Source organism: Streptomyces sp. NPDC053474, assembly GCF_044544845.1.
Taxonomy (GTDB): domain Bacteria; phylum Actinomycetota; class Actinomycetes; order Streptomycetales; family Streptomycetaceae; genus Streptomyces.
Window position 1 is genome coordinate 1 of sequence record NZ_JBITXV010000019.1, and the last position, 19,120, is coordinate 19,120.

The window sequence follows — 19,120 nt, forward strand, 5'->3', positions numbered from 1 at the left end:
ACGCCCGGTTACATTCCGAACCCGGAAGCTAAGCCTTACAGCGCCGATGGTACTGCAGGGGGGACCCTGTGGGAGAGTAGGACGCCGCCGAACAATCTTTGGAGGACCCTTGGTCCCAGCGTTCACGCTGGGACCAAGGGTCCTTTTTGTTTTGCCGAAGGGCGCAGACTACGCGGCTGCGTCAGAATGACTGCGGTACCGAAGACTAGGAGTCACCGATGTCCACCAACTCTCCCGACGAGCGACCGGAGCGCGAGCAGCGCCGCCGGGACGGTGGTGACCGGGGCGGCTACCGAAGCGGACCGCGTCGCGACAACGACCGTGGCGGGTTCCGCCGCGATGACCGTGACCGTGGCGACCGTGGTGGCTTCCGCCGTGACGGAGACCGCCCGGCCTTCCGCCGCGATGACCGTCGTGACGATCGCCGCGATGACCGTCGTGATGACCGTGACCGTGGTGATCGCGGTGGGTTCCGTCGTGATGACAGCCGTGGTGGCGACCGGGACCGTGGGTTCCGTCGTGACGGGGACCGTCCGGCCTTCCGCCGGGACGATCGCCGCGATGACCGTGGCGACCGTGGCGGCTTCCGCCAGGACGATCGCGGTGGCTTCCGGCGCGACGACCGGCGCGATGACCGTGACCGTGGCGACCGTGGTGGCTTCCGCCGTGACGGAGACCGCCCGGCCTTCCGCCGCGATGACCGTCGTGACGATCGCCGCGATGACCGTCGTGATGACCGTGACCGTGGTGATCGCGGTGGGTTCCGTCGTGATGACAGCCGTGGTGGCGACCGGGACCGTGGGTTCCGTCGTGACGGGGACCGTCCGGCCTTCCGCCGGGACGATCGCCGCGATGACCGTGGCGACCGTGGCGGGTTCCGCCGCGACGACAACCGTGGCGGCTTCCGCGGCCGCGACGACCGGCGCGACGATCGCGATCGTGGCGGCTTCCGCCGCGATGACCGCCGTGATGACCGCGACCGTGGCGGCTTCCGCCAGGACGATCGCGGTGGCTTCCGCCGTGATGACCGTGACCGTGGCGGCTTCCGCCGCGACGGAGACCGCCCGGCCTTCCGCCGCGACGACCGCAGGGACGATCGCCGTGACGACCGGCGTGACGACCGCAGGGACGATCGCCGCGACGACCGCGACCGCGGTGACCGCGGTGGCTTCCGCCGCGACGACAACCGCGGCGGCTTCCGTGGGAACGGGCCCCGGCGCGAGGACGGCCGGGGACGTCCGGGCGGCGGCGGTTTCCGCGGCCGCGACGACCGGGGCGACCGCGGCGGCTTCCGCGGCCGTGACGACCGGCGCGATGACCGCCGTGACGACCGCGGCGACCGCGAGCCGGTCAAGCGGCTGCCGATCCCCGAGGACGTCACTGGCGAAGAGATCGACAAGGACGTGCGCCAGGAGCTCCAGAGCATGCCGAAGGGGCTCGCCGACGACGTCGCCAAGAACCTGGTGATGGTCGCCAGGCTCATCGACGAGGACCCCGAGCAGGCCTACGGCTACGCGAAGGTCGCCCTGCGGCTCGCCTCGCGCGTCGCGGCCGTACGCGAGGCCGCGGGCTTCGCCGCGTACGCGAACCAGAAGTTCAGCGAGGCGCTGGCGGAGTTCCGCACCGCCCGGCGGATGACCGGCAGCGTGGAGCTGTGGCCGGTCATGGCCGACTGCGAGCGCGGGCTCGGCAGGCCGGAGAAGGCCCTGGAGATGGCCGGTGCGCCCGAGGTGCACAAGCTGGACAAGGCCGGGCAGGTGGAAATGCGCCTCGTGGCCGCCGGAGCCCGGCGTGACATGGGGCAGCTCGACGCGGCGATCGTGACGCTGCAGAGCCCCGAGCTGGCCTCCAACTCGGTGCAGCCCTGGACTGCGCGGCTGCGGTACGCGTACGCCGACGCGCTGCTGGCCGCCGGGCGCGAGGACGAGGCGCGCGAATGGTTCGCGAAGGCCGTCGAGTCCGACAAGGACGGCAGCACCGACGCCTCCGACCGGCTCGCCGAGCTGGACGGCGTCGAGTTCGTCGACGCCCTCGTGACGGACGGCGAAGCCCCCGAGCAGCCGGTGGACGGCGACGGGCCGCAGGCCCCCGCCGAGGCCGAGGCCGACACCAAGGCCGACACCAAGGCCGACACCAAGGCCGACGTCGAGACCCCGGAGCGGGACGAGGACTGACGTCCAAGAGCAGCAAGAGCAGCACAAGAGCAGCAAGAGCAGTGAGCAACAGGGGCGGCCCTCCACACGGAGAGCCGCCCCTGCGGCGTAACGGTCGCGGCGCCCGCCGACGTCGGGCTAGAACGCCAGGTCGCGCAGGACCACGCCCGTCGCGGGCTTCGGGCCGAACGACGTCGACTTGCGGGGCATCGTGACGCCCTGCCGGGCCAGGTCGCGGACGACCTCCTCACGCACCGGGTGCATGAGGACCGCCGTGCCGCCCTCGCGCTCGGCCTTCTCGACCGTGGCCTCCGTGTGGTGGATGTACGCGATGTGCTCGGGCGCGTCCGGGATGCGCCAGATGTGGTCCAGGAGCGTGGCGTGCAGGACCGTCGCGTCGAGGGTGCGCCACGCCTCAGGACGGCCAAGGGGGACCGTCCGGGCGATCAGGTCCGGGGACGGGCGGTCGACCAGGTGGTACGAGCCGTCGCCCGCAAGGAGGAAGGCGTTGCCCTCCGAGGCGGCGTCCGCGAGAGAGTCCAGGGCCAGGCCGAGCGGGCACTCCAGGGTGCGTACCCGGAAGGAGCCGTCCAGGGCCGCCAGGGCGTCGGCGACCGGGAGGCGATGGAGGTAGCGGTGGATGGCGCGGACCCGCAGCGGATAGCGGACGGTGTCCACGAGCAGGACCAGACCGAAGTCCCACGGGCTCGGTGAGCCGTGCTCGCCGCGCAGCCGCAGATAGGTGGCCCAGCGGTGGTGGCCGTCGGCGATCAGGGCCTGGTGACGGGCCAGATCTGACCGGATCCCGGCGATCTCGGCCGGGTCGGTCACCGCCCACAGACGGTGGCTGAAACCGTCCTCCGTGGTCGTCGAGAGCAACGGCTTGTGGAGTATGGCGCGGTCTATGGCGGTGGCGGCGCCGCCCGGCGTTGCGCCGCCGCGGTAGGTCAGGAGCAGCGGTTCGAGGTTCGCCGCCGTCGCGCGCATCAGCGCTGCGCGGTCGTCGATCACGTGCGGCATGACGTCCTCGTGCGGCAGGACGACGCCTTGCGACGGCTCGGACAGGCGCAGGGCGCCGATGATGCCGCGTTGCAGGATGTCGCCGTCGTGCTGCTCGTACACGTACAGACTGGGCAGCGCGTCGGGGGCGAGGACGCCCTCGCTCAGCCACTCGTGCAGGGTGTCCGCGGCCTGCTGGTCGCGTGCGGCCTGGGTGGTGGCCTGCGGCAGGATGAGACGGACGATGTTGTGCGGGTCGGAGGACTCCAACTCCAGGAGCCCGTCGGGCCGTACCACCACGTCGTACGGAGGTGAGGTCACAGCGGCGAGACTGCCGACCTGCTGCGGGTCGTAGCGCACGCCCCGGAACGGAATCAGGTCGAGGCCTTGGACGTCCGTGTGACCCACTGTGTTCATTAGTGCATCGTAAGTGTGTCAGTGGCATGCGCGATGATCGGTGTAGTGGATCTCACGAGGAGCGATACGTAATGAGCCAGACCGGCGGTCAGAGCGTCCGGACCCGGCCCGCGGGCAGCGCGCGTGCCCTGAGCGAGGCGTACGACACGGCACTGCTCGACCTGGACGGGGTGGTGTACGCGGGCGGGCACGCGATCGCGCACGCCGTGGACTCGCTCGAAACGGCCCGCTCAGGCGGTATGCACCTCGCGTACGTGACGAACAACGCGCTGCGCACCCCGCAAGCGGTGGCGGAGCACCTGACCGAGCTCGGCATTCCCGCCGAGCCGTCGGACGTGATCACCTCGGCGCAGGCCGTGGCGCGGCTGATGAGTGACCAACTGCCCGCAGGGGCAAGGGTGTTGGTGGTCGGCGGGGAGGGCCTGAGGGTCGCTCTGCGTGAGCGCGGCCTGGAGCCCGTGGAGTCGGCGGACGACGCGCCGGTGGCGGTGGTGCAGGGGTTCGGCGGGCCCGAGCTGCCGTGGGGGCGGTTCGCGGAGGCCTGTTACGCGATCGCGCGCGGGGTGCCGTGGTTCGCCTCCAACACGGACCTGACGATCCCCAGCGCCCGGGGCATCGCGCCGGGGAACGGCGCCGCCGTGGAGGTGGTCCGCATCGCCACGGGAGCGGAGCCGCAGGTGGCGGGGAAGCCGCTGCCTCCCATGCACCGGGAGACGATCCTGCGGACCGGGGCGGAGCGGCCGCTGGTGGTGGGCGACCGGCTCGACACGGACATCGAGGGGGCGTTCAACGGCGGTGTGGACTCGCTGCTCGTCCTCACGGGCGTGACGGACGGGGCGGCGCTGCTTGCCGCGCGGCCCGAGCACCGGCCCACGTATGTCGACGCCGACCTGCGGGGGCTGCTGGGCGGGCAGCCCGAAGTGGAGCCTGCCGAGGGCGGGTTCGCGTGCGGGGGCTGGAGCGCGTCCGTGCGGGGCGACGCGCTGGCGGTGGAGGGCGAGGGGGCGGCGCTCGACGGGCTGCGGGCGCTGTGTGCGGTGGCCTGGAGCGAGGCGGGGGAGGGGACCTGCGGGCTCGACGGCGAGAAGGCGCTGGCCCGGCTGGGGTTGTGACGGGTCGCTCGCCTGCCCTCGGTGTCAGCGCTTGGGTTTCGTGGATGTGGTGACGGCCTCGGCCAGGGGTTCCAGGACCGGGGCGTGCGTGGTTCTTCTCTCAGCGGGCCAGCGGGGGGCGGAGTCAGAAGGGGTCAATGGGAGGGTAGGCTAACCTAACCTCGTGTTGGTCGACAGTCCCCCCGAACCCCGCGCGGAATCCCCGGCCGCGCCGCCCAACCGCCGCGCGCTACGCGGCATCGGGCTGCTCCTCTCCGCCGTCCTGCTGCTGGCCGTCGTGTTCGCCAGCATCGCCGTCGGCGCCAAACCGCTGTCCATGGACCAGGTCTGGCACGGCCTCTTCCAGGACTCGGGGACGTACGCCGACGTGGTCGTCGGCGAGCGGGTCGCGCGGACGCTGCTCGGAGTGCTCGCGGGACTCGCGCTCGGCCTCTCCGGGGCCGTCCTGCAAGCCCTCACCCGCAACCCGCTGGCCGACCCGGGACTGCTCGGCATCAACATGGGTGCCTCGGCCGCCGTCGTCACCGCCATCAGCTTCTTCGGCGTCACCTCGCTGAGCGGCTATGTGTGGTTCGCCTTCGCGGGGTCCGCGATCGTCGGTGTACTCGTGTACATGCTCGGCGGCACCCGCAACGCCACGCCCGTGCGGCTCGCGCTCGCCGGGACGGCCCTGACCGCGGCGCTCACCGGCTATCTCCAGGCCATGATGATCACCGACAACGCCGCGCTCGACAAGATGCGCTTCTGGACCGTGGGCTCGCTCGCCTCGGCCAAGACGGAGACCATCCAGCAGGTCCTGCCGTTCCTCGTCATTGGCGCTCTCATCGCGCTGGGCCTCGCCCGGCCGCTGAACGCGCTCGGCATGGGCGACGACACCGCCCGTGCCCTCGGCGCCCGGCTGAACCGGACCCGCGCGCTCTCCATGGCCGCCGCGACGCTGCTGTGCGGGGCCGCCACCGCCGTCTGCGGGCCCATCATGTTCGTCGGCCTGATGGTGCCGCACGTCGTGCGCTCCTTCACCGGGCCCGACATGCGCTGGATCATGCCGTACGCGGCGCTCCTCTCGCCCGTGCTGCTGCTCGGCGCGGACGTGCTCGGCCGCGTGGTGTCGCGCCCCGCGGAGCTCCAGGTCGGCATCGTCACCGCGGCCATCGGCGCCCCGGTCTTCATCTTCCTGGTACGACGGCAGAGGATGGCCCAGCTGTGAAGGCGATACGCACCAAGGGCGGGCTCTCCGTCCGCCTCGACGTCCGCACGGCCGCGGTCGTGGCGGCGCTCGTGGTCGCCGGGCTCGCCGCGAGCGTCGTGCTGATCGGCACCGGCGACTTCCCCATCCCGGCCGCCGACGTCATCCGCACGCTGCTCGGCGACGGCGACGCCGGGCAGGAGTTCATCATCAACGACCTGCGGCTGCCGCGGGTCCTCGTCGGCCTGCTCGTGGGCGCGTCCCTCGGGCTCGGCGGCGCCCTGTTCCAGTCCATCTCCCGCAATCCGCTGGGCAGCCCGGACGTGCTCGGCCTCGGGCAGGGTGCGACCGCGGGCGCGCTCCTGGTGATCGTCGTCTTCTCCGGCGGCGCGGCCCAGGTCGCGGCCGGAGCGCTCGTCGGCGGCCTCGTCACCGGCGCCGCGATGTACCTCCTCGCCTGGAAGCGGGGCGTGCACGGCTACCGGTTCGTCCTCGTGGGCATCGGCCTGAACGCCCTCGCCGTCGCCGTGAACGGCTATCTGCTCACCAAGGCCGACTTCGTCGACGCCGCGCGCGCCGTCGTGTGGATGACCGGCTCGCTCAACGGCCGCGACTGGGAGCAGGTGTGGCCCCTGTTCTGGCTGTGCGTCGTGCTGCTGCCGATCGTCGTCGCGCACGCGCGCCCGCTGCGGATGCTGGAGATGGGCGACGACGTCGCGTACGCGCTCGGCGTGCCCGTCGAGCGCACCCGCGTCGCCCTGATGGGCTCCGCCGTGCTGCTCACCGCCGCCGCGACGGCCGCCGCCGGGCCCGTCAGCTTCGTCGCCCTGACCGCGCCGCAGCTCGCCCGCCGCCTCACCCGCTCGCCGGGGCCGAACCTGCTGCCGTCGATGTGCATGGGCGCCACCCTGCTGATCGTCGCCGACTGGGCCTCGCAGCGGGCGTTCGGCGCCGACCAGCTGCCCGTCGGCGTCGTCACGGGCGTCATCGGCGGCGTCTATCTGCTGTGGCTCCTCGCCACCGAGCGCAAGGCGGGGCGCATATGAGCCGCACGGCGCGCGGCGGGGCCGCGCGGAGCCGTCCCGCGCGCGCCGGAACCGGGAAGAGCGGCACCGCGCGGACCGGCCCGCGCACCACCCCCTCGTACGAAGAAGCACACGACCAGGAGCGTGCCCCTGTGAACCGGCTCATCGCCGACGACGTGACCCTCGGCTACGACCAGCGCGTCATCGCGGAGGGGCTCTCCGTCGAGATCCCCGACAACTCCTTCACGGTCATCGTCGGCCCGAACGCCTGCGGCAAGTCCACGCTCCTGCGCGCCCTGTCCCGGATGCTCAAGCCGTCGGCCGGGCGGGTGCTCCTGGACGGCGACGTCATCCACTCGATGCCCGCCAAGAAGGTCGCGCGCACCCTGGGGCTGCTCCCGCAGTCCTCGATCGCGCCCGACGGGATCACCGTGGGCGACCTGGTGGCCCGCGGCCGCTACCCGCACCAGGGGCTGCTGCGCCAGTGGTCGGCCGACGACGAGCGGATCGTGCGCGAGTCGATGGAGTCCACCGGCGTCGCCGAACTCGCCGAGCGGTACGTCGACGAGCTCTCCGGCGGCCAGCGCCAGCGCGTGTGGATCGCGATGGCGCTCGCCCAGCAGACGCCGCTCCTGCTGCTCGACGAGCCCACCACCTTCCTCGACATCCAGCACCAGATCGACGTACTCGACCTGTGTGCCGAACTCCACGAGGAGCAGGGCCGCACGCTCGTCGCCGTGCTGCACGACCTCAACCACGCCGCCCGGTACGCCACGCACCTCATCGCGCTGCGCGACGGCAAGGTCATCGCGCAGGGCGCGCCCCGCGACATCGTTACGGCGGATCTCGTGGAGGCGGCCTTCGGTCTGTCCTGCCAGGTCATCGACGACCCCGAGACCGGGACGCCGCTCGTGGTGCCCGCGGCCCGGCGGGCGCGCGGGACCGCGGTGGCTACAGCAGCTTCCTGAGGCGCAGCAGATCGCGGAAGCCCGCCTCGACGCGGACGCGGCCCGCGGCCCAGGCCTTGGCGAAGTCCAGGCGGCCGGACACCAGGGCCACCAGGTCGTCGCCCGTCAGGGCGAGCCGGACCTCGGCCCGCTCGCGCGGCGGGCCCGGGTGGTGGCCCGCCACCTCGATCCGGCCGTTCTCGAGGCGGCCGGTGAAGGTGACGTCCAGATCCTTGATGTGGCAGCTCAGCGAGCGGTCGAGCGCCGCCGCACCGCGAACGTCGCCGTCGGCGGACGCCAGGGTCGCCGACAGCCCGTCCAGTGCGCTGCGGCACTCCGCCATGGTCGCCATCGTGATCGACAGTACCGCAGGGCTTCGATGTAGCGTCGGGGCATGAGCGACTCGACGCCGGGCCCCGAGCCCGAGGTCACAGAGGCGGACGTGCCCGTTCCGCAGCTGTCGGACGCGGCGGGGGAGGCCCTCGCCGAGCCCGTCGACCCGGCCGCGCCCGCCCCCCTGGGCGTGCCCCGCACCCCCACCGGCAACGCGGACGTGGACGCCGGACTCGACCGCCTCGGCGACGCCGACCACCTCGCCACGGATGGCCACATCGAGGTGTACGAGGATGTGCACCGGGGCCTGCGCGACGCGCTGACCGCGCTGGACGCACGCCCCGCGCCCCCGGCCCCCTCGGGGGCACCGACACCCGCGTACGACAACAGGAGCTGAACCGAACGTGGCAGGAGTGGCACGCCGCCGCCTCGACGCCGAGCTGGTGCGCCGGAAGCTCGCGCGCTCGCGCGAGCACGCGAGCCAGCTGATCGCCGCCGGTCGCGTGACCGTCGGCAAGACCGTCGCGACCAAGCCCGCGACCCAGGTGGAGACGGCCGCCGCGATCGTCGTCGCCCAGGACGACGGCGACCCCGACTACGTCTCGCGCGGCGGCCACAAGCTCGCCGGCGCCCTGAAGGCCTTCGTCCCCGAGGGCCTCGTGGTCGAGGGCCGACGCGCCCTCGACGCGGGCGCCTCCACCGGCGGCTTCACCGATGTGCTGCTGCGCTCCGGCGCCGGGCACGTCGTCGCCGTCGACGTCGGCTACGGCCAGCTCGCCTGGTCCCTGCAGAGTGACGACCGGGTCACCGTCAAGGACCGTACGAACGTACGCGAGTTGACGCTCGACCTCATCGACGGCGTCCCCGCCGACCTGGTGGTCGGTGATCTCTCCTTCATTCCGCTGGGGCTCGTGCTGCCCGCCCTGGTGCGCTGCGCGGCCCCGGACGCGGACCTCGTCCTGATGGTCAAGCCGCAGTTCGAGGTCGGCAAGGAGCGGCTGGGGACCGGCGGCGTGGTCCGCTCGCCCGAGCTGCGGGCCGAGGCCGTGCGCACCGTGGCGCACCAGGCCCACGAGCTCGGCCTCGGGGTGCGGGGCGTCACCGCGAGCCCGCTGCCCGGACCGTCCGGGAACGTCGAGTACTTTCTGTGGCTGCGCGCCGGGGCGCCGGAACTCGACCCGGCGGACGTCGACCGTGCCGTGGCGGAGGGGCCCCGTTGAGTCAGAGCCGAGCTCGTACTGTTTTTCTCCTTGCACACACCGGCCGTCCCGCGGCCATCCGCAGTGCCGAACTCGTCGTGCAGGGGCTGCTGCGCAGCGGCCTCGGCGTACGGGTCCTGGAGGCGGAGGCCGCCGACCTGCCGCTGCCGGACTCGGTGCAGACCGTCAAGGAGGCGACGCCCGCCTGCCTCGACGGGTGCGAGCTGCTCATCGTCCTCGGCGGTGACGGGACGCTGCTGCGGGGCGCGGAGTTCGCCCGCGCTTCCGGCGTGCCGATGCTCGGGGTGAACCTCGGCCGCGTCGGCTTCCTCGCCGAGGCCGAGCGCGACGACCTGGACAAGGTCGTCGACCGCGTCGTCACCAAGGCGTACGAGGTCGAGGAGCGCATGACCGTCGACGTCGTCGTGCACAGCAACGGCGATGTCGTCCACCGCGACTGGGCCCTCAACGAGGCCGCCGTGCAGAAGATGTCGGCCGAGCGGATGCTTGAGGTCGTCCTGGAGATCGACGGCCGTCCCGTCACCGGCTTCGGCTGCGACGGCATCGTGTGCGCGACCCCGACCGGCTCGACGGCCTACGCCTTCTCGGCGGGCGGGCCCGTGGTGTGGCCCGAGGTGGAGGCGCTGCTCATGGTGCCGATCAGCGCCCACGCCCTGTTCGCCAAGCCGCTGGTGACCTCGCCGGACTCGGTCCTCGCGGTCGAGGTGCAGCCGCACACACCGCACGGCGTGCTGTGGTGTGACGGGCGCCGGACCGTCGAACTGCCCGCCGGGGCGCGGGTGGAGGTGCGCCGGGGTGCGGTGCCCGTACGGCTTGCGCGGCTGCACCACGCCTCGTTCACGGACAGGCTCGTGGCGAAATTCGCCCTGCCCGTGTCCGGGTGGCGGGGAGCGCCGCACTGACGCTGCCGCTGGAGTCGCGGGGGCGGCGCGGCGGTCGCCTGCCGGTGCGCTGAGGTTGGTCGCGCCCGCGCGGCGGAGCCGCACATCGGCACGCCCCGCGTCCCTGAAGGGGCGCTCCGGCGGTGCGTGCGCGGATCAGGTGCCGTTCACCACCGCTATCGCGCGGCGGCGCAGCACCGAGGCGACCGGCAGGCCCGTGGCGGCCAGCGTCAGCAGGAGCGTGCCCGCCGCGATGCCCGCCACGACCGCACCCGGCAGATAGGGCACCGCCGAGCCGAACGCCGTACTCAGGATCGGCGCGAGCGTCGCGAGGGCTATCGCGCCGCCGACGAGCAGCGCCGTCCCGGCCACGACCACGGCCTCCCACGCCGCCATGGCCCGCACCTGGCGGCGCTGGGAGCCGACCACGCGCAGCAGCGCCAGGTCGCGTCGGCGCTCGAAGGAGATCATGGCCAGCGTGTTCGCCGAGGCTATGGCGGCGAAGCCCGCGTACAGGCCCGTGCCCAGATAGTCCAGCCAGACTTCGCCGGTGGTGCCCGCGGAGCCCGTGTGGTGCTCGGCGGTCGTATGCATCGCGATCTTGGTGACGCCGAAGCCGACGACGAGCAGCAGGGGCACCACCGCGGCCGAGAAGCGCCGGGGCTGGGAGCGGACGTTGACCATCGCGAGCCGGGCCGCGGCGCCGCCGAAGCGGCCGACCGCCGCCGACACCAGCCAGGCCGCGGGCCCGATGAGCCGCGGGCCGAGCAGCCCCGCACCCACGCAGAACAGGATCAGGACCAGGAAGGCGCCCTCGCTCGCCTCGGCCGCGTCCTGCCGGGAGAGCAGCACCGACAGGGCCACGGCACCGGCCACCGCGAGCAGCCCGAGCGGGGCCCGCAGCCAGCCGAGCCCGCGTCTCCCGGCCGTCGCCTCGGCCAGCGCGCGGGCGGGGCGCAGCAGCGAGAACCGCAGCGCCGACAGCACGGCGGCGAGCGCGGAGGTGACCACCGCGACGCCCACGCACACCGGCAGCGCCAGCCAGCTGAACCGGAAGGGCACCTCGGCCGGGACCAGGCCGTGCGCCACCATCCCCGTGAACCACACGCGGGCCAGCGCACCGCCGAGGACGAAGCCGACCAGGGCCGCCGGTATCGAGGCCGCCAGGGCCTGCCCGGCCACCGCACGGCGGACCTGCCGGGGCCTGGCGCCGATGGAGCGCACCAGGGCCAGCTCGCGGTGCTGCTGGACCACGGCCGTGCCCATGGTCGAGGCCACCACGAATATCGACATATAGATGGAGCCGATCAGGAGCACCGTGGCGATCTCGCCCACGCCGCTCTCCGTGAGGCGGTGGCGGGTCGCGGCCGGGAGCCCGGCCGTGCTCGTGCTGCGCAGCACCATCGTCGAAGCGCTCACCACCGTCGCGGCGAACAGCGCCGCCACGGCCGTGCCGATGAACGCGGGGCGGTGCGCCCGCAGCGCCGCCCGTGCCAGTCCCGTACTCATACGGACCATCGTGGGGTGCCAGGGCCACCGGCCACCATGAAGATCGCCCCAGGATTTCCTGGGGGATAACCCCACTCCCGTGGGTGACAGACGGTTCTGGGGCGGCACGCCGTGCCCGCGTCTTACCTGCGCCTTCACACAACGGCTACGCGATGACACCAGGGCACGTCGCACACCGCCGCCCTGACCTCGTATGGTCTTGTCCGTGTTGGAGGAGATGCGCATACGGTCGCTCGGAGTCATCGACGACGCCGTGGTCGAGCTGTCGCCCGGCTTCACCGCCGTGACCGGCGAGACCGGAGCGGGCAAGACGATGGTCGTCACGAGCCTCGGGCTGCTGCTCGGCGGGCGTGCCGACCCCGCGCTGGTGCGGATCGGCGCCAAGTCGGCGGTGGTGGAGGGGCGCCTCACCGTGCCCGCGGGCGCCGCCGCGGCCCTGCGCGCCGAGGAGGCCGGGGCCGAACTGGACGACGGCGCCCTCCTGATCAGCCGCACCGTCTCCGCCGAGGGCCGCTCCCGAGCCCACCTCGGCGGCCGGTCCGTGCCCGTCGGGCTGCTGGCCGAGCTCGCCGACGACCTCGTCGCCGTCCACGGCCAGAGCGACCAGCAGGGCCTGCTCAAGCCCGCCCGGCAGCGCGGCGCGCTCGACCGGTACGCGGGGGACGCCGTCGCCGGGCCGCTGGACAAGTACACGGCGGTGTACCGGCGGCTGCGGGCCGTCAACGCGGAGCTGGAGGAGATCACCACGCGCGCGCGAGAGCGTGCCCAGGAAGCCGACATGCTCCGCTTCGGCCTCGACGAGATCGCCGCCGTGGAGCCGCGCACCGGCGAGGACGTCGAACTCGCCGCCGAGGCCGAGCGGCTCGGCCACGCCGAGGCGCTCGCCTCGGCCGCCACCGCCGCGCACGCGGCGCTCGCGGGCAACCCCGAGGACCCGGAGGGCGTCGACGCCTCCACGCTCGTGGCGGGCGCGCACCGGGTCCTGGAGACCGTGCGGTCCCACGACTCCGCCCTCGCCTCCCTCGCCGAGCGCATCGGCGAGGTCGGCATCCTGCTCGCCGACGTGGCGGGCGAGCTCGCCGGGTACGCCGACGACCTGGACGCCGATCCGCTGCGGCTCGCCGCCGTCGAGGAGCGGCGGGCGGCGCTCACGCAGCTGACGCGCAAGTACGGCGAGGACGTCGGCGCCGTGCTCGCCTGGGCCGAGGCAGGGGCGGCGCGGCTCGCGGAGCTGGAGGGCGACGACGACCGGCTCGGCGACCTCACCGCCGAGCGGGACGCGCTGCGCACCGAACTCGCCGGGCTCGCGCGGGAGCTGACCGAGGCGCGCGCCGAGACGGCCGCGCGGTTCGCGGCCGCCGTCACCGAGGAGCTGGCCTCGCTGGCGATGCCGCACGCGCGCGTGACGATCGACGTACGGCAGACCGACGACTCCGACGGCGTGGAGATCGACGGGCGGACCGTCGCCTACGGCCCCTCCGGCGTCGACGAGGTCGAGCTGCTGCTCGCGCCCCACCCCGGGGCGCCGCCCCGGCCCATCGCCAAGGGCGCGTCCGGCGGTGAGCTGTCGCGCGTCATGCTCGCCGTGGAGGTCGTCTTCGCCGGGACGGACCCCGTGCCGACGTACCTCTTCGATGAGGTCGACGCGGGCGTCGGCGGCAAGGCGGCCGTCGAGATCGGCCGACGGCTCGCGAAGCTCGCGAAGTCCGCGCAGGTGGTGGTGGTCACCCACCTCCCGCAGGTGGCGGCGTTCGCGGACCGGCAGCTGCTGGTGGAGAAGACGCACGACGGGTCCGTGACGCGGTCCGGCGTACAGGTCCTCGAGGGCGAGGACCGGGTGCGCGAGCTGTCGCGGATGCTGGCGGGCCAGGAGGACTCCGAGACGGCACGGGCCCACGCGGAGGAGCTCCTCGCGGCGGCCCGGACGGACGGCTAGGGCCTGACCCATCGGACAGGCCCCAGCCCCCACGCGCCCCGGAGCCGCCCTCCAACACGCCCGGTGAGCACGTCGGATTCGTCAGAGGCTTCCGGTCGAGGGGGCGGTCTTGCGAAGATGCGGGGGCCGACGGGGGAGGGGGCGTGTGGTGGGTGGACGCCGGGGCCGGGGCGAGCGCGTGCTCATCCGTGAGAGTGATCCCTTACGCGGGGTTGTCCGGCTCCATCCGGAAGGGGGCCTTTCGGCTGTGCCGGAACGGCCGTACGGACTGGCATCCTTGGCGCGGTGACGGGCGGGGACCGACCGCCCGGACCGCCGGCGCCCACCCGTTCCGTCGGCGCGCCGCCCGCCGACCCGACCCAGGAGTCCCGGCCACGTGAGCCACGTGAGCACCCCTGTACCGCAGGGCCAGACGCCGCTGCACACCGTGCAAGTCCTGGGCGGCGGCAGCGCGGGAAGCAGCGCGCACGTCCGGTCGCTCGCCACCGGCCTCGCCGCGCGGGGCGTGCGCGTCACGGTGTGCGCCCCCGCCGAGGCCGACGAGGTCTACGACTTCGCGGGCACCGGCGCCCAGCACCTGGCGGTGCCGCGCCGCAGCGACCCCGCGTCCGTGGCCGCGCTCAGGGCGGCCTGCGCGGACGCCGACCTCGTGCACGCGCACGGGCTGCACGCCGGGCTGCGCGCCGCCATCGCCCTGACGGGGCGCCGGGTGCCGCTCGTGGTCACCTGGCATACCCGCGCCCACGCGTCCGGTCCCCGCGCCCAGGTCCTGCGCCTGCTTGAGCGGCGCGTCGCCAGGGCCGCGGCCGTGGTCCTCGGCACCTCGTCCGACCTGGTCGACCGCGCCCGCAGCCGGGGCGCGCGCGACGCCCGGCTCGCGCCGGTCGCGCTTCCCGCGCCCCGCGGCGCACGGGAAGCGGAGCATGAGCCCGAGCTGCCCCGGCACAAGGTCCGCGCCGAACTGGGTGCCGTGGACCGGCCGTTGCTGCTCGCCGTCGGGGCCCTCGAAGCGCACCGCGGCCACGACGTGCTCCTGGACGCCGCGCGGACCTGGAACGGGCTCGATCCGGTGCCGCTGCTCGTGGTCGCGGGGGAGGGCACGCGGCGGTCCGCGCTCCAGGCCCGCATCGACGCCGAGGAGCTGCCCGCGCGCCTGCTCGGGCGGCGTGACGACGTACCCGAACTGCTCGCGGCGGCCGACCTCGCGCTGCTGCCGAGCAGTTGGGAGTCGCGCTCGCTGCTCGCCCAGGAGGCCCTCCACGCGCGCGTGCCGCTCGTGGCGACCGCGGTGGGTGGCATCCCCGAGCTGGTGGGCGACGCCGCCGAGCTCGTCCCCTACGGCGACGCCCAGGCCCTCGCCGACGCCGTCGTACGGCTGCTCACCGACGACGCGCGCCGCCGGGAGCTGAGGGACCTGGGCGCGGCCCAGGCGGCCTCCTGGCCCACCGAGGACGAGACGGTCACCCAGGTCCTCAGCGTCTACGACGAGCTGACGCAGCCCCTCACGTCGTACTGAAGCCCGCGGCCCCTCAGGCCGTGCCGACCGGCGTCCCCGGCACGTGTCTGCGGGCGCGCAGGGCCAGGCTCAGGGCCAGGACCGTCTGCGGGTCGTCGAGGTCGGTGCCCAGGAGCTCGCTGATGCGGGCGAGGCGGTTGTAAAGGGTCTGGCGGTTCAGATGGAGTTCGCGGGCGGTCTCCGCCTTGCGGCCCGCGTGGGCCAGATACGTCTCGAGCGTGGGCAGCAGCGGCGGCTTGGAGCGCTGGTCGTGGGCGCGCAGCGGGCCGATCGCGCGGTCGACGAACGCCGCCAGGTCGGGGTGGGCCCGCAGCCGCCACAGGAGCAGGTCGATGTCCAGGCGCCGCGCGTCGTACCAGGGGCGTTCCGGCAGGCCCTGGGCCGCCGTCGCCGTCTCGGCCGCGTGCCGCAGTCCCGCCGACGCCGCCGCCCAGCCGCCCGCGACGCCCACCACCACGACCGGAGGCGGCGCGTCCGCTCGCTGCATGCCCGCGCGCTCCACCCCGGCTCGAAGGGCGGCGGCGACCCGGTCCGCGACCGTGGCGCGCTCCGCCTCGGACCGCAGGCCGAGCAGGAGCGGAACCCTGCCCTCTACGGGGCGCACGCCGAGCAGCACCGGCACGCCGACGGCCGTCAGCTCCTCCGCGACCGCGCGCGCGAGCACCGCCCAGCCGCTGCCGGACGGCGCCCCGGCGGCTCCGGCCAGGCGCATCACGACCGGCAGGAGCGGGCCGCGGCCCGGTTTGAAGCCGAGCACGCGGGCCTGCGCGGGCGCGTCGTCGGCGGTGATGCGGCCCTCGGCGAGGTCGGTGAGGAAGTCGCCCCGGCCGCGCGCGGCGAGCTCCTCGTCCTGGCGCGCCTGCATCAGGACCACCGCGAGACTGCCCGCGGCGCGCTCGGCCGCGATCCGGTGCACGGGAAGCAGCGCGGACTCGACGGCGAGCAGCACGAGCCGGGCCCGCACCGAGCCCGCCCCGGGGCCGCCGCCCGGCACGTCGACGAGCACCGCGCCCGCGGGCGGCTCGTCCCGGTCGGCCTGCCGCCCGCGCAGGCCCTCCCACACCTGGAGCGGGTCCGCGCACGCGCCGCCCGCCCCGGCGGCGTACAGGAGCTGTCCCTCGGCCGTCTCCAGGAAGACCGGGTTGCCGCTGAACTCCGCGAGGACGGACAAGACCTGGGGCACGCCACCGCCGCCGAGGAGCGCGTCGGTGCAGCGCCGGTGCACCTCCTCGGCGCGGCGCAGGAGCGCGTAGTGGCCGTTGACGATCTCCGTGTGCACCTCTTCGGTGACCGTCACGAACGGCACCTCGCGGTGCAGCTGCACGAGGGGCAGCCCCGCCGCGCGCGCCGTGTCCACGAGCGCGGCGGGCAGCCGGGAGAAGCGCGGCCCGAGCTCGACGACCAGGGCGGCGATGCCGCGCTCGGCCAGGTCGCGGACGAAGGCGCGCTGGTCGGCGGGGCGGGTGCCGAGGCCGAGGCCCGTGGTCAGGAGCAGCTCGCCGCCCTTGAGGAGCGAGGCGATGTTCGGCACCTCGCCCGCGTGCACCCAGCGCACCGTCCGGTGCAGCCGGTCGGCGCCCGCGAGGACCTCCGGAAGGCCGCCGCGCAGGCCCGGAAGCTCCAGTGCCCGCTGTACGGTGATGCCGCCCTGAGTGTCCTGGCTTTCCATGGGGCGGACGCTACCTGACCTGGGCCGGGGCATCGGCCGCCGTCCGGGGGCCGCGCGGGCGCCGTCCCGTCCTGTCCTGGCGGCCAGGACTTCACCCGGCCGCCATCTGCGCGTGCGGTGTCAGCCGCCGTACGCGCCCGACGCCGTGAGCCGCAGGGCCGTGTCGATGAGCGGCACGTGGCTGAACGCCTGCGGGAAGTTGCCCACTTGGCGCTTCAGGCGCGGGTCCCACTCCTCGGCGAGCAGCCCCAGGTCGTTGCGCAGGGCGAGCAGGCGCTCGAAGAGCTTGCGGGCCTCGTCCACGCGGCCGATCATCGCCAGGTCGTCGGCCATCCAGAACGAGCAGGCGAGGAACGCGCCCTCGTCGCCCTCCAGGCCGTCCACGCCCGCGTCGTCACCGGACGTCGGGTAGCGCAGGATGAACCCGTCCGGCGTGGACAGCTCGCGCTGGATGGCCTCGATGGTGCCGATGACGCGCTTGTCGTCCGGCGGCAGGAAGCCCACCTGGGGGATGAGCAGCAGGGACGCGTCCAGCTCCTTGGAGCCGTACGACTGCGTGAAGGTGTTGCGCTCCTTGTCGTAGCCCTTGTCGCAGACGTCCCGGTGGATGTCGTCGCGCAGCTCGCGCCAGCGCTCCAGGGGGCCGTCGGCGTCGCCGGACTCGATGAGCTTGATGGTGCGGTCGACGGCGACCCAGGCCATCACCTTGGAGTGCACGAAGTGGCGGCGGGGGCCGCGGACCTCCCAGATGCCCTCGTCCGGCTCGTTCCAGTGCGTCTCCAGGTAGCGGATCAGCTTGAGCTGGAGCAGCGAGGCGTAGTCGTTGCGGGCGAGGCCCGTCATGTGGGCCAGGTGCAGGGCCTCGGTGACCTCGCCGTAGACGTCGAGCTGGAGCTGGTGCGCCGCGCCGTTGCCCACGCGGACCGGGCCGGAGTTCTCGTAGCCCGGGAGCCAGTCGAGCTCGGCCTCGCCCAGCTCGCGCTCGCCCGCGATGCCGTACATGATCTGGAGGTTCTCCGGGTCGCCCGCGACGGCGCGCAGGAGCCACTCGCGCCAGGCGCGGGCCTCCTCGCGGTAGCCGGTGCGCAGGAGCGAGGAGAGGGTGATGGCCGCGTCGCGCAGCCAGGTGAAGCGGTAGTCCCAGTTGCGGGAGCCGCCGATGTCCTCCGGCAGGGAGGTGGTGGGGGCGGCGACGATGCCGCCGGTGGGCGCGTAGGTCAGGGCCTTGAGCGTGATCAGGGAGCGCACCACCGCCTCGCGGTACGGCCCGTGGTACGTACAGTGCTCGACCCATTCGCGCCAGAAGTCCTCGGTCGCCGTGAGGGCGGCCTCCGGCTCGGGGTGGGCGGGCGGCTGCTTGTGGGAGGGCTGCCAGGAGAGGGTGAAGGCGATGCGGTCGCCGGGCCCGACGGTGAAGTCCGAGTACGTCGTCAGGTCCTTGCCGAAGGTCTCGGCGGAGGTGTCGAGCCACACCGAGTCAGGACCGGCCACGGCGACCGTGCGGCCGTCGACCTTGTGCACCCAGGGCACGACGCGGCCGTAGCTGAAACGCATCCGCAGGGCCGAGCGCATCGGCACGCGGCCGCTGACGCCCTCCACGATCCGCACCAGCTGGGGGGCGTCGCTGTCCCGCGGAGGCATGAAGTCGATCACCCGGACCGTGCCGCGCGGGGTGTCCCACTCGGACTCCAGGACCAGTGAGTCCCCGCGGTAGGTCCGTCGGCTCGCGGCGTCGGGCCGCGCGCCCGCACCGTGCGCGGGGCCGAGGCGCCAGAAGCCGTGTTCCTCCGTGCCGAGGAGGCCCGCGAAGACGGCGTGGGAGTCGAAGCGGGGCAGACACAGCCAGTCGACCGTGCCGTCCCGGCAGACCAGCGCCGCGGTCTGCATGTCTCCGATCAGTGCGTAATCCTCGATGCGCCCGGCCACGTGCATCCCCATTCAAACGGCCACGTTCGCCCGCTCTCGGGGCGCTCGTTCTACGGTCAAGGGTTCGCTGCAAAGAACGAACTGCCGGGCCCGAGTGTTTCCGGTGGTCTCCAGAAATGGCGACGGGGGATGGTTCCGCCCGCGCGCGTGGGTCGGCAGTAAGTGTCCGAGCAACATACATCGGCGCCGCCGCAATCTGCCCCCTCGTCCAGCCAACGTGGCTAGGCCGAACGAGTTGCGGCACGCACATGTGTACGCGGTGAAGATCGTGTACGTGAGGTGAATGCGCGT

15 protein-coding genes and 1 rRNA gene are annotated in these 19,120 nt (G+C 73.9%); 11 read left to right on the forward strand and 5 right to left on the reverse strand.

The window, feature by feature from the left end; translation table 11 throughout:
• A 5S ribosomal RNA gene (rrf, locus tag ACIG3E_RS34365) occupies positions 1-93 on the forward strand; the annotation flags it as partial.
• 1,310 nt (positions 94-1,403) lie between these two features.
• Positions 1,404-2,174, forward strand: coding sequence for a tetratricopeptide repeat protein (locus tag ACIG3E_RS34370; RefSeq protein WP_399623747.1), 771 nt, complete (start codon positions 1,404-1,406; stop codon positions 2,172-2,174).
• A 117-nt stretch (positions 2,175-2,291) separates the two neighbouring features.
• Here ACIG3E_RS34370 and ACIG3E_RS34375 read toward each other — a convergent pair whose 3' ends face one another.
• Positions 2,292-3,569 (reverse strand): DUF1015 family protein, encoded by a 1,278-nt coding sequence (locus tag ACIG3E_RS34375; protein WP_399623749.1) that lies wholly within the window; start codon positions 3,567-3,569, stop codon positions 2,292-2,294.
• Between the two features lie 71 nt (positions 3,570-3,640).
• Here ACIG3E_RS34375 and ACIG3E_RS34380 point away from each other — a divergent pair, with 71 nt between their 5' ends.
• The 4 genes from ACIG3E_RS34380 to ACIG3E_RS34395 all read left to right on the forward strand — a co-directional run bounded on the left by ACIG3E_RS34380 (position 3,641) and on the right by ACIG3E_RS34395 (position 7,860).
• Positions 3,641-4,681 carry an HAD-IIA family hydrolase gene (locus ACIG3E_RS34380; protein ID WP_399623751.1) on the forward strand — a complete coding sequence of 347 codons (1,041 nt, stop codon included), beginning with the start codon at positions 3,641-3,643 and terminating at the stop codon, positions 4,679-4,681.
• Between the two features lie 163 nt (positions 4,682-4,844).
• The gene (locus ACIG3E_RS34385; RefSeq protein ID WP_399623753.1) at positions 4,845-5,888 is read left to right on the forward strand and encodes a FecCD family ABC transporter permease; all 1,044 of its coding nucleotides are present in this window, start codon (positions 4,845-4,847) and stop codon (positions 5,886-5,888) included.
• The gene (locus ACIG3E_RS34390) at positions 5,885-6,913 is read left to right on the forward strand and encodes a FecCD family ABC transporter permease (RefSeq protein ID WP_399623755.1); all 1,029 of its coding nucleotides are present in this window, start codon (positions 5,885-5,887) and stop codon (positions 6,911-6,913) included. The genes ACIG3E_RS34385 and ACIG3E_RS34390 overlap by 4 nt, the downstream gene beginning before the upstream one ends.
• Positions 6,910-7,860 carry an ABC transporter ATP-binding protein gene (locus ACIG3E_RS34395; protein WP_399623757.1) on the forward strand — a complete coding sequence of 317 codons (951 nt, stop codon included), beginning with the start codon at positions 6,910-6,912 and terminating at the stop codon, positions 7,858-7,860. The genes ACIG3E_RS34390 and ACIG3E_RS34395 overlap by 4 nt, the downstream gene beginning before the upstream one ends.
• Here ACIG3E_RS34395 and ACIG3E_RS34400 read toward each other — a convergent pair.
• A complete protein-coding gene (locus tag ACIG3E_RS34400) occupies positions 7,844-8,191 on the reverse strand; it encodes an SCP2 sterol-binding domain-containing protein (RefSeq protein ID WP_399623759.1) in 348 nt (115 codons plus the stop codon). The two genes, ACIG3E_RS34395 and ACIG3E_RS34400, sit on opposite strands and share 17 nt — an antisense overlap.
• A gap of 42 nt (positions 8,192-8,233) precedes the next feature.
• On the opposite strand from ACIG3E_RS34400, the gene ACIG3E_RS34405 reads away from it, so the two are divergent.
• Genes ACIG3E_RS34405 through ACIG3E_RS34415 form a run of 3 tightly spaced genes read left to right on the forward strand, consistent with a single transcriptional unit; the run spans position 8,234 to position 10,294 of the window.
• On the forward strand, positions 8,234-8,569 hold the full coding sequence (locus tag ACIG3E_RS34405; protein ID WP_399623761.1) for a hypothetical protein: 336 nt from the start codon (positions 8,234-8,236) through the stop codon (positions 8,567-8,569).
• 7 nt (positions 8,570-8,576) lie between these two features.
• The gene (locus ACIG3E_RS34410) at positions 8,577-9,392 is read left to right on the forward strand and encodes a TlyA family RNA methyltransferase (RefSeq protein ID WP_399623763.1); all 816 of its coding nucleotides are present in this window, start codon (positions 8,577-8,579) and stop codon (positions 9,390-9,392) included.
• The gene (locus ACIG3E_RS34415; protein ID WP_138958898.1) at positions 9,389-10,294 is read left to right on the forward strand and encodes an NAD kinase; all 906 of its coding nucleotides are present in this window, start codon (positions 9,389-9,391) and stop codon (positions 10,292-10,294) included. Before ACIG3E_RS34410 ends, ACIG3E_RS34415 begins: the two co-directional genes overlap by 4 nt.
• Before the next feature lie 135 nt (positions 10,295-10,429).
• On the opposite strand, the gene ACIG3E_RS34420 is transcribed toward ACIG3E_RS34415, so the two are convergent.
• Positions 10,430-11,782: an FtsX-like permease family protein gene (locus tag ACIG3E_RS34420; protein ID WP_399623765.1), complete on the reverse strand. Its 1,353-nt coding sequence runs from the start codon at positions 11,780-11,782 to the stop codon at positions 10,430-10,432.
• A 193-nt stretch (positions 11,783-11,975) separates the two neighbouring features.
• On the opposite strand from ACIG3E_RS34420, the gene recN reads away from it, so the two are divergent.
• Positions 11,976-13,718 (forward strand): DNA repair protein RecN, encoded by a 1,743-nt coding sequence (gene recN / locus ACIG3E_RS34425; protein WP_399623767.1) that lies wholly within the window; start codon positions 11,976-11,978, stop codon positions 13,716-13,718.
• Between the two features lie 376 nt (positions 13,719-14,094).
• Positions 14,095-15,234 (forward strand): glycosyltransferase family 4 protein, encoded by a 1,140-nt coding sequence (locus ACIG3E_RS34430; RefSeq protein ID WP_399623769.1) that lies wholly within the window; start codon positions 14,095-14,097, stop codon positions 15,232-15,234.
• A 13-nt stretch (positions 15,235-15,247) separates the two neighbouring features.
• Here ACIG3E_RS34430 and ACIG3E_RS34435 read toward each other — a convergent pair whose 3' ends face one another.
• Positions 15,248-16,903 carry a PucR family transcriptional regulator gene (locus ACIG3E_RS34435; RefSeq protein ID WP_399623771.1) on the reverse strand — a complete coding sequence of 552 codons (1,656 nt, stop codon included), beginning with the start codon at positions 16,901-16,903 and terminating at the stop codon, positions 15,248-15,250.
• Positions 16,904-17,023: 120 nt separating this feature from the next.
• A complete protein-coding gene (locus ACIG3E_RS34440) occupies positions 17,024-18,835 on the reverse strand; it encodes a glycoside hydrolase family 15 protein (protein ID WP_399624007.1) in 1,812 nt (603 codons plus the stop codon).
• Positions 18,836-19,120 lie beyond the last annotated feature (285 nt).

Bases quoted from the DNA above. Each gene is read 5' to 3' on its own strand.
- ACIG3E_RS34375 (WP_399623749.1), bottom strand. From the start codon at position 3,569: ATGAACACAGTGGGTCACACGGACGTCCAAGGCCTCGACCTGATTCCG.
- ACIG3E_RS34380 (WP_399623751.1), top strand. From the start codon at position 3,641: ATGAGCCAGACCGGCGGTCAGAGCGTCCGGACCCGGCCCGCGGGCAGC.
- ACIG3E_RS34395 (WP_399623757.1), top strand. From the start codon at position 6,910: ATGAGCCGCACGGCGCGCGGCGGGGCCGCGCGGAGCCGTCCCGCGCGC.
- ACIG3E_RS34400 (WP_399623759.1), bottom strand. From the start codon at position 8,191: ATGGCGACCATGGCGGAGTGCCGCAGCGCACTGGACGGGCTGTCGGCG.
- ACIG3E_RS34405 (WP_399623761.1), top strand. From the start codon at position 8,234: ATGAGCGACTCGACGCCGGGCCCCGAGCCCGAGGTCACAGAGGCGGAC.
- ACIG3E_RS34420 (WP_399623765.1), bottom strand. From the start codon at position 11,782: ATGAGTACGGGACTGGCACGGGCGGCGCTGCGGGCGCACCGCCCCGCG.
- recN (WP_399623767.1), top strand. From the start codon at position 11,976: ATGGTCTTGTCCGTGTTGGAGGAGATGCGCATACGGTCGCTCGGAGTC.
- ACIG3E_RS34435 (WP_399623771.1), bottom strand. From the start codon at position 16,903: ATGGAAAGCCAGGACACTCAGGGCGGCATCACCGTACAGCGGGCACTG.
- ACIG3E_RS34440 (WP_399624007.1), bottom strand. From the start codon at position 18,835: ATGCACGTGGCCGGGCGCATCGAGGATTACGCACTGATCGGAGACATG.